Origin of the sequence: Paenirhodobacter enshiensis, assembly GCF_000740785.1 — a bacterium.
GTDB classification, from domain to species: Bacteria; Pseudomonadota; Alphaproteobacteria; order Rhodobacterales; family Rhodobacteraceae; genus Rhodobacter; species Rhodobacter enshiensis.
In genome coordinates this window covers 83,616-97,393 of sequence record NZ_JFZB01000016.1, presented here as the reverse complement: position 1 = coordinate 97,393, position 13,778 = coordinate 83,616, and the positions used below count along the sequence as shown (strand labels likewise).

The following is a 13,778-nucleotide window of genomic DNA, read 5'->3' as shown; positions in this document are numbered from 1 at the left end:
GCCGCAACTTGCCATCCGGCGAAATTCGCAACATTACCTAGGCAAGGTTGCCCACCGGCGGGATTTGCCCCTCGCGACGCCACCCGATAGAAGCACACCAAAACCGAGCCCCGCCCGCCTGTTCGTCCAGGGCAGGCTCTTCCGCCCGAAACAGGAAGCCCCGCGATGAAGAGATCCCTCGGAGCGCTGCTGGCGCTCGGTCTGGCCGGGCTGCAGTTCATTGCCGTGCTGATCGTGGTGTTCTCGTCCTATGTCAGCTCGGAGAGGGCGCTGCTCGATCATGCGCGCGACTTGCTGCGCGATGTCGGCAACAACACCATCGAGCATTCGAAAAGCTTCCTGATGCCGGCGCATGGCGCGGCCGTGCTGGCGGCGCGGCTGGCGCAAAACGACGTCGTGGCCAGTGACGATCCCGCACTTCTCGAACAGTTGCTGTTTCAGCAACTGCAGATCGCCACGCAGTTCTCGGGGCTATATTATGGCGCGCGCGACGGCAGCTTCGTCTATGTGATGCGCGCGAAGGGACCGGCACCGTTCCGCACCAAGATCATCACCTTCCGCGACGGGCAGCGCCACACCGAGCTGATCTGGCGCGACGACAGCTACAACGTGGTGCTGCGCGAAAGCGACCCAAGCGATCTCTACGATCCGCGCACCCGTCCCTGGTACATCCGTGCCAGTGCCGAACGCGCAACGATCTGGACCGATCCCTATATCTTCTTCTCGTCGCAACAGCCCGGCATCACCCTGGCGGCCCCGGTTCTGGACGCCTGGGGAGGCGTGCGCGGCGTGATGGGCGTCGATATCGAGATTTCCAACATCTCGGAGTTCCTCTCGCATCTGAAGATCGGCGAAACCGGCAAGGCCCTGATCATCCATGACAATGGCGACGTGATCGCACATCCCACGCCCTCGCTGATCAAGACCGAGAACGACGACGGCACGCTGCGCTTCGTCAAGATCGGCGAATTCAGCGACCCGATCGCGCGCGCCGCCTTCGGGCCGCTGTTCGCAACGGGCAAGGTCGCCGCGATCACCAAGCCGGTGATGGGAAGCCTGACCTATGACAAGCGCACCTACGTCGCCGTGGTCATGCCCAAGATCAACGATCAGCTGCCCTGGACCATCGCCGTCTATGCCCCCGAGGACGACTTCACCAATGTCATCCGGCAAAACCGCGCCACCAACATCTGGATCGCGGCGGCGGTGGCGGCGATCACCGCTCTGATCGGGCTGGGACTGGCCGATTACATCCACCGCCCCGTGCGGGATTTTGCGGCGCGTTCGGCACAGCTGTCGCAAGGTGCGCTCGACCCGGCCGAGCCGGCTCCGAAAACTTACAAGGAGCTGGAAAAGGCCAACAGCGCGCTGCTGCAACAGATCAGCGAACGGCGCAAGACCGAGTGGGAATACGGCCAGACCTTCGACAAATCGGTGCGCGGCATGGCTCAGATCGAGCCCGCCACCTGCCGCTTCCTGCGCGTCAATGCCAGGTTCTGCGCGATCACCGGCTATTCCGCGCAGGAGCTGTCCACGATGAGCTTCCTTGACCTGCTGCCGCCGGCCGAACGCGCCGCCCTCGCCCCGGACGGCCATACCCGGCAGGAGGAGTTCCCCGAAATCGAGGACCTGCCCTGCATCCGCAAGGATGGCGTGACCATCCGGGTGCGGCTGAACCTGATCGTGGTGCGCGGCCAGGACGGCGTGCCCGAACACGGCGTCATCACCATGGACGATGTGACCCAGGCCCGCGCCCAGCAGATGCAGATCGACCGGCTGAACCGGGATCTGTCGCATCTGGCGCGCGGCAATACGATGGGGCAGATGGCCTCGGGCCTCGCCCACGAGCTGAACCAGCCGCTGACGGCAATTGCACAGAATGCCGATACGGCGCGGATGATCCTCGATGCGACCCCCGTCGATACCGCCGAATTGCAACAGATCCTCGACGAAATCGAATCGCAGTCGCTGCGCGCGGGCGACATCATCCGCGCGCTGCGCTCTTTCATCCGCAAGGACGACGCGGGCCGCAGCGCGCTCGACCTCGGGCCGCTGGCCGAACAGACCTGCCGCCTGATCCAGGCCGAAGCCTCCGAAGCCCGCGTCACCGTGCGCCAGACCATCGGCCGGCTGCCGCCGGTCCATGCCAACCGCGTTCATGTCGCGCAGGTTCTGGTCAACCTGATGCGCAACGCCATCGAGGCCATCGCCGCCGCCCCCGGGGCAGAGCGGCGCATCACCCTCTCGGCCAGGCGCATGGGGCCGACCGTCGAGGTCTCGGTCAGCGACACCGGCCCGGGCGTGCCGGCGAACCTCGATCTGTTCGCCCAGTTCGAAACCACGAAACGCGACGGAATGGGCCTCGGACTGTCGATCTGCCGCTCGATCGTCGAGGCGAATGGCGGCCGGCTGTGGCACGAATCGCTTCCCGGCGGCGGCGCGAGGTTCAGTTTCACCCTGCCGGTCGCGGAACCGGCCGGGTCCGGACCGGAAGGCGCGGAGGCGATCCCCCCGCGACCGGCCCCATCCACGGAGGACGTTGCATGACGCAACCCGCACCATCGGGCGAACCGGAAACCGCGGCGCCGGTCCTTGCCCTCGTCGACGACGACGACGACATCCGCAGTTCGCTGTCGCGCGCCTTGCGACTGCGCGGTTTCGAGGTCGAGACATTCGCCTCGGCCGCCGCTTTCCTCGGCACCGACATGCCGCTGCGATTCGACTGCCTGATTCTCGATTACGGAATGCCCGGGATGAACGGGCTGGAACTGCAATGCGAGCTGAACGCCCGCGGTGCGGCGCCGCCTATCGTCTTCATCACCGGCCACGGCGGCGTGCCCGAATCGGTGCAGGCGATGAAAGGCGGCGCCATCGACTTTCTGGAAAAGCCGTTCCGTCAGCCGGTGCTGATCGAGCGCATCCAGGCCGCCTGCGAGATTGCGGCCGAACGGCGTCTGCGCAATGCCGCCGACCGCGCCCTGGCCGAACGGTTCTCGCGGCTGACCGCACGCGAGATGGAGATCGTCGAGCGGATGATCGAAAGCCCCTCGGAAAGCTCCAGCAAGGAGGTGGGCCGCCATCTGGGCATCAGCCCGCGCACCGTCGACCATCATCGCGCACGCATCCTGGAAAAACTCGGCGTGCGCTCCGTGGCCGAGCTGATCGACCTCGCCCGCCAGCGCGGCTGAGGCCGGTCCGCGGCCCGCCGCGGAGGTCGGAAGCGCAATCCCTCAGAAAGAACCGCCCCCCAGAAAAACCGCGGGCCGTAAAAGCCAAAAGCCCCTGTGAACCGGCAATGCCTTGTTCACAGGGGCTTTTTGAATGGTGCGGTCGAGAAGACTCGAACTTCCACGGGAGTTACCCCACAGCGACCTCAACGCTGCGCGTCTACCAATTCCGCCACGACCGCATATCTTGGCTTGGTGAAGCGCGATGTATCCGAGGCTTTCGGGAATGAAAAGCGGATTTTTCACCGGGATGCAATTTTTCGGTCCGGGACCCCACCGCCACCCGCGGTTTCGGCTTGAGCCGCACCGCCTTTGCCCCTACCCCGATCCCGATACTGTGCGCCGCCGATGACGCCCGCCCTGCCGATGAAGAAGGAGCCAGCCATGCCCGAATGGATCCATTCCGACGCGCCCGTTCCCTATGACGAGGCCCTCGCCTTCATGGAGGCGCGGGTCGACGCCATCGCCCGTGGCGAAGCGGACGAAGCGATCTGGCTGCTCGAACATCCCCCGCTTTACACCGCCGGCACCTCGGCGCACCGCGAGGATCTGCTCTGGCCCGACCGGTTTCCGGTCTATCAGGCACGCCGCGGCGGCCAGTATACCTATCACGGCCCGGGCCAGCGCGTGGTCTACGCGATGCTCGACCTCAACCGCCACGGCAAGGACGTGCGCCGCTTCGTGCAGGCGATGGAGGGCTGGGTGATCGCGGCGCTCGCCGAATTCAACGTCCGCGGCGAGATCCGCGACGGCCGCGTCGGTGTCTGGGTCACCCGCCCGGAACGTCCGCTCGGTGCCGACGGCTCTGTCGCCGAGGACAAGATCGCCGCCATCGGCGTCAAGATGCGGCACTGGGTCAGTTATCACGGCCTGTCGATCAACGTCGAACCGGACCTGAGCCATTTTGCCGGAATCGTGCCCTGCGGCATCCGCGACCACGGGGTGACCAGTCTGGTCGACCTCGGGCTGCCGGTGACGCTCGAAGACGTCGACGCGGCGCTGATGCGCACTTACGAGCGGTTCTTCGGCCCCGAGCCCGCCGCCGGCACCCCCTTCGCCGCCTGAGCGCCCGGATGACGACCGCGCCCCGCCACCTCGCCGCCGCACTGCTTCTGGCCCTGATGCCGGGCGCCGCACCGGCGGACCCGGCCGCCCCCTCTGGCGATGTCGACGCCGGAGAGCGGCTGTTCACCCGCTGCAAGGCCTGTCACTCGATCACCGCGCCCGACGGCACGGCGGTGATGCGTGGTGGCAAGGTCGGACCGAACCTTTACGGCGTGGTCGGGCGCACCGCCGGCACCTATCCGGGCTTTGCTTACAGCGCGGGCGTGAAGCAGGCGGGCGAAGCCGGGCTTGTCTGGTCCGAGGCACTGATCGCCGAATACGTGCGCAACCCCACCGCCTTCATCGACGCGCATGGCGGATCGGGCCCGGCGAAGATGGCGTTCCAGCTGCCCTCGGGCGGCGCCGATGTCGCGGCCTATCTGGCGAGCGTCGCCCCGCCCGCCGGGGTGCCCGCCGCCGGCGCCGGTCCTGCGCCAGACGCGCCCCCCGACACGCTCCCCGACGGCGCGAAACAGTTGCCCGAGGCCGGCTCTGACGCTAGACAGCCCTGAAAACCGGGCAGGTGCGACACCCTGCCGCGGCGCAGGAGATCCCGAATGCACGACTCACAGCTCCGGCAACATGGCGGCACACGTGCCCTGACCCGCGGCGGCGCGCGCCTCGCGGGCGTCATGACGCTGTGCGCGGCGGCGTTGGCGGGCACCGCGGGCGGCGCGCTGACCGGATATATGCGGGTCGTCGCGCTGAGCCGGCCCCTCGACACCGCGCCCTGGCAGGCGCTGGTGACGGCGCACGGGCTGGTCATGCTGTTCTTCGCCGCGATCCCGGCGCTGATCGGCGGCATCGGGATGCTGGTGCTGCCGGGGATCCTCGGCACGCGCGACATCGCCTTCCCGCGCCTGGCCGTGGCGGCGGCGGCACTGCAGGGACTGGCGACGGCGCTTGCGCTCGCAGCCCTGGCGGTCCCCGGAGCCGCGGTGGAAAGCGCCACCGCGACGACCCTCGGCTCGTTCGCGCTGCATCTGAGCGGCATCGCCATGCTGGGGTTGGCGGCGGTCGCGATCACCTCGATCCTGACCCATCGCGCCCCCGACCGACGGCTGAGCGAGATGCCCGTGCTCGGCTGGGCGCTGCTCTCGGCGAATGCGATGGTGCTGATGTCGATGCCGGTGCTGGCGGCGGCCATTGCGCATCTCGGTGGGCCGGTGACGCAACCGGGCCTCGGCTGGGTGTTCGGCCATCCGGCGATCCTGATGGTGGTGCTGCCTGCGCTCGGCCTTGCCGCGCAGGGGATCGAGGCGGAGACCGGCCGCCCCCTCGCCGGGCGTCGCACCGTTGCGGCGACGATGCTGGCGGCGACGGGGATCGGGTTCTTCGTCTGGGCGGGGCGGCTGTTTTCGGAAGGGCTCGGACCCGATGCGCTGGCACCCTGGCTCGGGGCGTTGTGCATCGGCGGACCGGTGCTCGCGGTGCTGTTGGCCGCGCTGAGCAGTCTGCGCCACGGGCCCAGATCGGGCTGGAGCGTCGCTCTGACCCTGCTGATGGCCGCGGGGCTGACCGGCACCGTCGCGCTGGCGCTTGCCGGGCGCGAGGTCACCGGGCTGATGCACCAGACGATCGGCCTCGGCGCGGCTTTCGCGGTGATGGCGGTGCTCAATGCGCGGCTCGGGCCGGCGGCGGGGCGCCTCGGCCGGGGGCAGTTCGCGCTGATGGCGGCGGGGGCGGTGCTGTTGCTGACGGCCGAGATCTTCGGTCTCGGGCGGATGACCACGGCCGGCGCGCTGCTGTGCCTTGCCGGGGCGGCGCTGGCCGTGCCGCTGACACTGCGCCTTGCCGGCGCCCGGACGCGCTGAGCCCGGTTCGGTCGCGTCCTGAGCCGGCCCAAATCTTGGGCACTCCGGCCGGGAGACGTGACGCTTCGGTGACAGAGATGTTGCAAAGCCGGCGAAAAGCGGCAAGCCTTGCCCCACCGATCAGGAACAAGAACACACCGGCCCGGCTGTCGCGAAACTGTCACCAAACGGGCCTAGGTGCTGCTGGTGCCCATTCCGGGCCCTGACTTCCGAAACTGGGGAGAGACCACATGAACACGAACCCGATGCGCTGGTTCACCAAGGGCATCGTCGGGGCGACCGTCCTGATGATGACGACCGCCATGGTGCAGGCCGAGGACATGGCCGCTCTGGAAGCGGCGGCCAAGAAGGAAGGGATGCTGACCACCATCGCGCTGCCCCATGACTGGTGCGGCTATGGCGCGGTGATCGACGGCTTCAAGGCGAAATATCCGGGCATCTCGGTGAACGAACTGAACCCCGACGCGGGCTCGGCCGACGAGCTGGAAGCGATTCGCGCCAACAAGGGCAACACCGGCCCGCAGGCGCCCGACGTGATCGACGTCGGCCTCGCCTTCGGTCCGCAGGCCAAGGAAGAAAAGCTCGTCCAGCCCTACAAGGTCTCGACCTGGGCCGAGATCCCGGACGCGGTGAAGGATGCCGACGGCTACTGGTATGGCGACTATTACGGCGTGATGTCGTTCATGGTGAACAAGGACCTCGTCGACAAGGTTCCGACCGACTGGAGCGATCTGCTCGGCAAGGACTACGCCGGTCAGGTGGCGCTGGCGGGCGATCCGCGCGCCTCGAACCAGGCGATTCTGGCGGTTCTCGCCTCGGGTCTGTCGGAAGGCGCCAAGGCCGGCACCGAATCGGGCGAGAAGGGCCTCGGCTACTTCAAGAAGCTGAACGAAGCGGGCAATTTCGTCCCCACCATCGGCAAGGCCGGCACGCTCGCGCAGGGTGCGACGCCGATCGTGGTGATGTGGGACTACAACGCGCTCGCCGCGCGTGACACGCTCAAGGGCAACCCGCCGGTCGAAGTGGTGGTGCCGAAGTCGGGCGTTCTCGCCGGTGTCTACGTGCAGGCGATCTCGGCCTATGCGCCGCATCCGAACGCCGCCAAGCTGTGGATGGAATACCTGTATTCGGACGAGGGGCAGAACCTCTGGCTGAAGGGCTATTGCCACCCGGCGCGCTTCAACGCGATGTCGAAGGCCGGCAAGGTTCCGGAGGCGCTGCTGAAGGCTCTGCCGCCGGCCGAGAACTACGCCGCCGCCTATTTCCCGACCATCGCCGAACAGGGCGACAACAAGGCCGCAGTCACCGCCGGCTGGGACAAGGTCGTGGGCGCGAACGTCCAGTAAGACCGACACCGGGCGGGGCGCGGATGCGCCCGGCCCTCTGATCCAGACCGCCGCGCTCCGGGCCACATGGCCCGGCAGGCGCGGCGGACCGTTTTTCGGACCAACCGGACGTTTTATCGCGTGACCGACACCCCATCGCCTGCCTCCCCTCCCCTCGCCGCACCCGCGCGCCGACGCCTGCCGCTGACCTGGCTCGGGCTGCTGCCCTTCGCGCTGTTCATCGCGCTGTTCCTGATCGCGCCCACGATGAAGATCGTGATCGGCGCGTTCCAGCGGGCTGACGGAAGTTTCACCTTCGAGAACGTCGCCGGGCTGTTCACGAAATCCATCCTCGGCAGCTATTGGATCTCGATCAGGATCTCGGTCGCGTCCTCAGCGCTCGGCTGTCTGATCGGGTTCCTGATGGCGGCGGCGGTGGTTCTCGGTGGTTTGCCGAAATGGGTGCGTTCGCCCTTGCTGACGTTTTCAGGGGTCGCGTCGAACTTCGCGGGCGTGCCGCTCGCCTTCGCGTTTCTCGCCACGCTCGGGCCGCTCGGTCTGGTGACGGTGTTCCTCAAAACGCATCTGGGCATCAACCTGCGCGCCTACGGGTTCAACATCCTCAGCTTCTGGGGACTGACGATCACCTATCTGTTCTTCCAGATCCCGCTGATGATCCTGATCGTGACGCCGGCGCTCGACGGGCTGAAGCGCGAATGGCGCGAGGCGGCGCAGTCGCTCGGCGCCTCGGGGGCGCAATACTGGCGCATGGTGGCGCTGCCGATCCTGTTTCCGGCGATCCTCGGCACGTTCGCGCTGCTCTTCGCCAATGCCTTCGGCGCCGTCGCCACCGCCATCGCGCTGACCGGATCGAGCCTGAACATCGTGCCGATCATGCTGTTCGCGCAGATCCGCGGCGACGTGCTGGGCAATCCGCATCTGGGTTATGCGATGGCGCTTGGCATGATCGTCATCACCGGGTTGGCGAACGTGATCTACATCTGGCTGCGGATGCGCTCGGAAAGGTGGCTGAAATGAAGAAGCTGGCTGCCTGGGCGATCCTGCTGCTGGGGATGGCCTATTTCATCCTTCCGCTGCTCGGCATGACGGAATTCTCGCTGTCGATGAAACGCGGCGAATATTCCGCCGAGGCCTATCGCGTGGTTCTGGCCGATCCGCGTTTCGCGCAGACCTTCGTCTATTCGCTGGGGATGGCGCTGGCGACGATCGTGTTCTCGGTGCTTCTGGTGGTGCCGACGGCGTTCTGGGTGCGGCTGAAGCTGCCGCATCTGCGCCCCTATGTCGAATTCGTCACGCTGCTGCCGCTGGTGATCCCGGCCATCGTGATCGTGTTCGGCTACATCCGGCTTTACAACACATCGAGCTGGCTGCCGCTGACCGGCACGGTGTTCGGCACCAACCTGCTGTTGCTGTTGGGCTATGCGACGCTCGCCCTGCCCTACATGTATCGCGCCGTCGACACCGGGTTGCGCACCATCGACGTCGCCACCCTGACCGAGGCGGCGCAATCCCTCGGCGCCGGCTGGCCTACGATCATCGGCCGGGTGATCTTGCCCAATGTCATGGTCGCGGTGATGTCGGGGGCCTTCGTCACGCTGGCCATCGTGATCGGCGAATTCACCATGGCGGCACTGCTGAACCGCCCGGCCTTCGGGCCTTATCTGCAGCTGATGGGCGCCAACCGCGCCTACGAGCCGAACGCGCTGGCGGTGATCTCTTTCGTGATCACCTGGGCCTGCATGGGCCTGATCCAGCTCGTCTCCCGTTTCTCGAAATTCGACAAGGCGCGCGCATGACCTTCCTGACGATCCGTCACCTCGAAAAGTCCTTCGGCCCGACCCGCGTGGTCAAGGACTTCAACCTCGATGTGGAGAAGGGCGAATTCATCTCGCTGCTCGGGCCGTCGGGCTGCGGCAAGACCACGGTGCTGCGGATGATCGCCGGGTTCGAGACCCCGAGCACGGGCGAGATCCGCATCGCCGGCGCGCCGGTCACCGACAAGAAGCCGAACCAGCGCAACATCGGCATGGTGTTCCAGGCCTATGCGCTGTTTCCGAACCTGACGGTGGCGCAGAACGTCGGCTTCGGGTTGAAGGTCAAGGGCACCCCCGCGCGCGAGATCGCACCGCGGGTCGAGGAAATGCTGTCGCTGATCGGTCTTCCCGACCTTGGCGCGCGCTATCCGTTCCAGCTGTCGGGCGGCCAGCAGCAGCGCGTGGCGCTGGCGCGCGCGCTCGCCCCGAAGCCGCAGGTCCTGCTGCTCGACGAGCCGCTTTCCGCACTCGACGCCAAGGTGCGGGTCAGCCTGCGCAACGAGATCCGCGCGATCCAGCGCGAGCTGGGCATCACCACGATCTTCGTCACCCACGATCAGGAAGAGGCGCTGTCGATGTCGGACCGCATCGTGGTCATGCACCAGGGCATCGCCGATCAGGTCGGCACGCCGTTCGAGATCTACAACCGCCCCACGACCCGCTTCGTCGCAAGCTTCGTCGGAACGCTGAACACGCTCGAGGCCCAGGTGCTGGACCCGACGGCCGGGCGCGTCGCCGTGGCGGGAACGGAACTCACGCTCGGACGTGCGCTGCCTGCGGGCAAGGTTACGCTCGGCCTGCGGCCCGAGACGATCAGCCTCGGCCGGGAAGGCTGCGACAGCGGGCTCGGCGGCACGATCACCGAGGTCGACTTCCTCGGTGCGGTGATCCGGCTGCGCGCCGAGGTGGCGGGCCAAAGCATCGCCTTCGACACATTCAACACCTCGGACAAGCAGCCGCCGAAGGTCGGCGAAGCGGTCACCCTGGGCGTGCGCGCAGCCGACATGCTGGTGATCGGCGCCTGAGATTTCCGGCCGGGCCGCGGCGGACTGGGCGGCGATCCGCCCAAAGGGTGCGCTTTCCCCCCTCGCCCCGCGGACAAAGCCGTTGTAATGTCCGCAAAACCCTTGGAGGTGAACCAGGTGACGGTGGGACAGAAAAGCAGGCGCAAGCGGCGTCTGGCGCGCACGATCGGAGCGGTGTCGCTGACGCTCGCGGCCGTTCCGGCGGGCCATGCCGATCCGCTTCTCAATCAGGCGCGCAATACCTACGGGATGCCCGGCCTGATCGACATGCCGACGGCCGAGACGCGGACAGATGGCGAATTCGCCGTCTCGATGACGCGGCTCGACGACAATACGCAGCGCAACCAGATCACCTTCCAGATCACGCCCCGCATCAGCGCGGCGTTCCGCTATTCGCGCGTGCCGGGGCTGCAATACAACGCCCCCGGAGAGGCCTGGACGGCGCTTTACGACCGCTCTTTCGACGTGCAGTGGACCTTCCTCGATGAGGGGCAATATCTGCCGTCGATGGCGGTGGGCCTGCGCGATTTCGTCGGCACCGGGATCTATTCGGGCGAATATCTCGTCGCCACCAAGAGCCTCACCGAGAAGCTGCGCGCGACGGCCGGGATCGGCTGGGGGCGGCTCGGCACGTTCGGGGAGCATTCCGGCTGGGGCACGCGCCCGGCCTACGATTTCAGCTCGACCGGCGGGCAGCTGAACGGCACCTCGTGGTTCAAGGGCAATTATGCGCCGTTCTTCGGCCTGTCCTACGCGCTGACCGAGAAATGGACGCTGAAGGCGGAATATTCCTCGGACGACTACCCGCGCGAGAAGAAATACGACGATTTCGACCGCAAGAGCCCGTTCAACTTCGCGGCTGCCTACAGCCCGAACGAGTTCGTCGATCTGCAGATGTTCTACATGTATGGCACGCGGGTCGGCTTCCAGTTCTCGATCAACATCGACCCGAAGAGCGCTCCCTTCCCCTCGGGGCTGGAGACAGCCCCCCTGCCGGTGAAGCCGCGCCCCGCCTATGCCGCCGATCCCGATGGCTGGTCTGGCACCTGGGCCAGCGACCCGACGGCGCAGCCCGCGATCCAGACCGCGCTTGCCGATGCGCTGAAAAAAGACGGGCAGATCCTCGAATCGATGTCGCTGAGCAAGGACCGGGCAGAGCTGCGCATCCGCAACAATCGTTATCTGTCGACGCCCGAAGCCGTGGGCCGAGCGGTGCGCATCGCGACGCGCGCCCTGCCCTCCTCGGTCGAGACCATCGTCATCACCCCGGTCAACAAGGGGATGCCGCTGGCCGCACTGACCTTCCGGCGCAGCGATGTCGAGAAGCTGGAAAACACCAGCTCTTATGACATGCTGGCCCGCACCGGGGTTGGCGATACCGGCCGCGACCCGGCACAGGTGCCCACCCCCGGCGTCTATCCGCGTTATTCCTGGGCACTCGGCCCCTATACGGCGGTCTCGCTGTTCGATCCGGATCAGCCGCTGCGCCTCGATGTCGGCGCCGAGCTTGCCGGCCGGTTCGAGGCTGCGCCGGGCGTGGTGTTCTCGGGCGTGCTGCGCCAGAAGGCCTTCGGCGATGTCGGCGACGGCACCGCGGCCGATCCGACCGGAGGCGTGCCGCAGGTGCGCACCGACACGACGCTTTATTCGCGCTATCCGGGCACCACGATCCGGCAGATGCAGGGCGCCTATTACGCCAAGGCCAGCGACGACATCTACCTGCGCGCCACCGCCGGTCTGTTCGAACAGATGTATGGCGGCGTGTCGGGCGAAATGCTGTGGAAGCCGGCGGACAGCCGGCTGGCGCTTGGTCTCGAAACCGACTGGGTGAAGAAGCGCGATTATAACCAGCGCTTCGACTTCCAGAGCTATTCGACGGTGACCGGCCATGCCTCGGCCTATTACGACCTCAGCAACGGCTACCTCGCCGAGCTGGACGTCGGCCGCTATCTTGCCAAGGACTGGGGTGCAACGATGCAGCTCAGCCGGGTGTTCTCGAACGGCTGGAAGGTCGGCGCCTTCGCGACCAAGACCGATATCTCGGCCTCGGATTTCGGCGAGGGTTCGTTCGACAAGGGCATCTTCTTCTCGATCCCGCTGTCCTGGGCCTCGGGCACGCCGTCGACCAGCAGCATCGATTCGACGATCCGTCCGCTGACCCGCGACGGTGGGCAGAAGGTTTACGTGGACGGCCGCCTCTACAGCGTGGTCAGCCCGGCCCAGGGTGGGCAGATCTACGACGACTGGGGGAGGTTCTGGCGATGAGCACTCGGTTCCCGATCCTGCGTCCGGCGCTTGTCGCGGCCGGCGCGGTGCTGGCGCTGGCAGGATGCAGCGGTGGCGATCAGATGGGCAATTCGCGCGGCGCCTATCTGGGCGGGCTCAGCAAGCAGGTGGCGAAGGACATCACCTCGATCGGCAAGGCAAAGCCCGCTCCGGCGAAGCCCGACCCCGAGGCCGAGTCGCGTTCGGCCCTCGGGCTGAACAAGGGGCCGCTGGTTTATATCTCGATGGAGGGCAACGGTTATGCCTCGGTCATCGGCATGGCCGGCGAGAACGGGGCGATGCGCACCTACTACACCCCCTACAAGCAGTCGATCGTGCTGCGTAACGGGTTGGTCGCGGCGACGCGGGGCTTTGGCTTCGACATGGAATCGGCCGATACGGCCTCTGTAGAATCGCTGATCCGGTCGCGGCGTTCGGGAACCGCGCCGAAGGTGATCCGCTATCTCGACGGGCTCAGCCTCGAACGGCCGATCCCGCTGAGCTGCCAGGTCAGCAACACCGGCAAGACGGTGAGCTATCCCTTCGCCGGCACGACCTGGAGCGGCATCCAGATGGTCGAGCACTGCACCGGCATCGCCGGGCTGAAACTCGACAACAGCTATGTCGTCTCGGCCGCCGGGGCGATCGTGTCCTCGCGCCAGTGGGTGACGCCTCAGCTCGGTTACATGACGATCCAGACCGTCCGGCCCTGAGCCCACACCCGAAACCGGACCGTTGAACGCGGCCCGTGCCTTTCGCAGGCACGGGCCGTTTTCGTGTTCCGCGGTCCGGTCCGACCAAAGCCGGACACCGAAACCGGAGCCGGACAAAAGAAAAGGCCGGGGCGCATTGCTGCGTCCCGGCCTTTCACTCCCCGCGAGGGGAAGCGGATTACTTCGTGGTCGTGGTCGACGACGACGACGAGTCCGACGAGTCCGAAGCGGCGATCGCCAGAGCGGCGAGCAGCACAGCCGGGATCACGTAAGCCGGGTTCGACGACGAAGCCTGCTTCACGACAACGGGTTCCGGCTCGACGACCGGGGCGGTGTAGCCGCCAGCGAAAGCGGTGGTAGCCGACAGGCCGAAGGCCAGGGCGAGCGTAGCGATCTTCTTCATGATAATCTCCGTCATTACATTTGACAGCCACCCTTGCGGCGGCATCTTGCGAAAACTGGCACAGTCC

At 66.8% G+C, this 13,778-nt stretch carries 12 protein-coding genes and 1 tRNA gene; 11 read left to right on the top strand and 2 right to left on the bottom strand.

The annotated features are described in order from the left end of the window. Positions 1 to 165: 165 nt before the first annotated feature. Positions 166 to 2,547, top strand: a complete 2,382-nt coding sequence (locus tag CG50_RS10005; protein ID WP_051909864.1) for a sensor histidine kinase — start codon at positions 166 to 168, stop codon at positions 2,545 to 2,547. Continuing rightward, a complete protein-coding gene (locus CG50_RS10000) occupies positions 2,544 to 3,188 on the top strand; it encodes a response regulator transcription factor (protein ID WP_036637703.1) in 645 nt (214 codons plus the stop codon). Before CG50_RS10005 ends, CG50_RS10000 begins: the two co-directional genes overlap by 4 nt. A 134-nt stretch (positions 3,189 to 3,322) precedes the next feature. Here the strand turns inward: CG50_RS10000 and CG50_RS09995 are convergent. Further along, positions 3,323 to 3,409: transfer RNA gene (locus tag CG50_RS09995), tRNA-Leu, on the bottom strand. Positions 3,410 to 3,593: 184 nt separating this feature from the next. Here CG50_RS09995 and lipB point away from each other — a divergent pair. From lipB to CG50_RS09950, 9 genes are all read left to right on the top strand, one after another. Beyond that, positions 3,594 to 4,292: a lipoyl(octanoyl) transferase LipB gene (lipB, locus tag CG50_RS09990; RefSeq protein ID WP_275452232.1), complete on the top strand. Its 699-nt coding sequence runs from the start codon at positions 3,594 to 3,596 to the stop codon at positions 4,290 to 4,292. A gap of 8 nt (positions 4,293 to 4,300) precedes the next feature. Beyond that, complete coding sequence (locus CG50_RS09985) at positions 4,301 to 4,843, top strand: c-type cytochrome (RefSeq protein WP_338048272.1); 543 nt, start codon at positions 4,301 to 4,303, stop codon at positions 4,841 to 4,843. Between the two features lie 45 nt (positions 4,844 to 4,888). After that, positions 4,889 to 6,145 carry a cbb3-type cytochrome c oxidase subunit I gene (locus CG50_RS09980; RefSeq protein WP_036637691.1) on the top strand — a complete coding sequence of 419 codons (1,257 nt, stop codon included), beginning with the start codon at positions 4,889 to 4,891 and terminating at the stop codon, positions 6,143 to 6,145. A 287-nt stretch (positions 6,146 to 6,432) separates the two neighbouring features. Beyond that, a complete protein-coding gene (locus CG50_RS09975; RefSeq protein ID WP_245615680.1) occupies positions 6,433 to 7,491 on the top strand; it encodes an ABC transporter substrate-binding protein in 1,059 nt (352 codons plus the stop codon). 120 nt (positions 7,492 to 7,611) lie between these two features. Continuing rightward, positions 7,612 to 8,508 (top strand): ABC transporter permease, encoded by an 897-nt coding sequence (locus CG50_RS09970; protein ID WP_036637756.1) that lies wholly within the window; start codon positions 7,612 to 7,614, stop codon positions 8,506 to 8,508. Further along, complete coding sequence (locus CG50_RS09965) at positions 8,505 to 9,287, top strand: ABC transporter permease (protein ID WP_036637689.1); 783 nt, start codon at positions 8,505 to 8,507, stop codon at positions 9,285 to 9,287. Before CG50_RS09970 ends, CG50_RS09965 begins: the two co-directional genes overlap by 4 nt. Continuing rightward, positions 9,284 to 10,330, top strand: a complete 1,047-nt coding sequence (locus CG50_RS09960) for an ABC transporter ATP-binding protein (RefSeq protein WP_036637686.1) — start codon at positions 9,284 to 9,286, stop codon at positions 10,328 to 10,330. Before CG50_RS09965 ends, CG50_RS09960 begins: the two co-directional genes overlap by 4 nt. Positions 10,331 to 10,447: 117 nt before the next feature. Continuing rightward, on the top strand, positions 10,448 to 12,595 hold the full coding sequence (locus CG50_RS09955) for a YjbH domain-containing protein (protein WP_245615678.1): 2,148 nt from the start codon (positions 10,448 to 10,450) through the stop codon (positions 12,593 to 12,595). Next, positions 12,592 to 13,308, top strand: coding sequence for a YjbF family lipoprotein (locus CG50_RS09950; RefSeq protein WP_051909861.1), 717 nt, complete (start codon positions 12,592 to 12,594; stop codon positions 13,306 to 13,308). Before CG50_RS09955 ends, CG50_RS09950 begins: the two co-directional genes overlap by 4 nt. Positions 13,309 to 13,486: 178 nt before the next feature. Here the strand turns inward: CG50_RS09950 and CG50_RS09945 are convergent, their stop codons facing one another. After that, on the bottom strand, positions 13,487 to 13,711 hold the full coding sequence (locus CG50_RS09945) for a hypothetical protein (RefSeq protein ID WP_211248598.1): 225 nt from the start codon (positions 13,709 to 13,711) through the stop codon (positions 13,487 to 13,489). Positions 13,712 to 13,778 lie beyond the last annotated feature (67 nt).

Coding starts and splice junctions, on each gene's coding strand:
- CG50_RS10005 (WP_051909864.1), top strand. CDS start 166: ATGAAGAGATCCCTCGGAGCGCTGCTGGCGCTCGGTCTGGCCGGGCTG.
- CG50_RS10000 (WP_036637703.1), top strand. CDS start 2,544: ATGACGCAACCCGCACCATCGGGCGAACCGGAAACCGCGGCGCCGGTC.
- lipB (WP_275452232.1), top strand. CDS start 3,594: ATGAAGAAGGAGCCAGCCATGCCCGAATGGATCCATTCCGACGCGCCC.
- CG50_RS09985 (WP_338048272.1), top strand. CDS start 4,301: ATGACGACCGCGCCCCGCCACCTCGCCGCCGCACTGCTTCTGGCCCTG.
- CG50_RS09980 (WP_036637691.1), top strand. CDS start 4,889: ATGCACGACTCACAGCTCCGGCAACATGGCGGCACACGTGCCCTGACC.
- CG50_RS09975 (WP_245615680.1), top strand. CDS start 6,433: ATGATGACGACCGCCATGGTGCAGGCCGAGGACATGGCCGCTCTGGAA.
- CG50_RS09965 (WP_036637689.1), top strand. CDS start 8,505: ATGAAGAAGCTGGCTGCCTGGGCGATCCTGCTGCTGGGGATGGCCTAT.
- CG50_RS09960 (WP_036637686.1), top strand. CDS start 9,284: ATGACCTTCCTGACGATCCGTCACCTCGAAAAGTCCTTCGGCCCGACC.
- CG50_RS09950 (WP_051909861.1), top strand. CDS start 12,592: ATGAGCACTCGGTTCCCGATCCTGCGTCCGGCGCTTGTCGCGGCCGGC.
- CG50_RS09945 (WP_211248598.1), bottom strand. CDS start 13,711: ATGAAGAAGATCGCTACGCTCGCCCTGGCCTTCGGCCTGTCGGCTACC.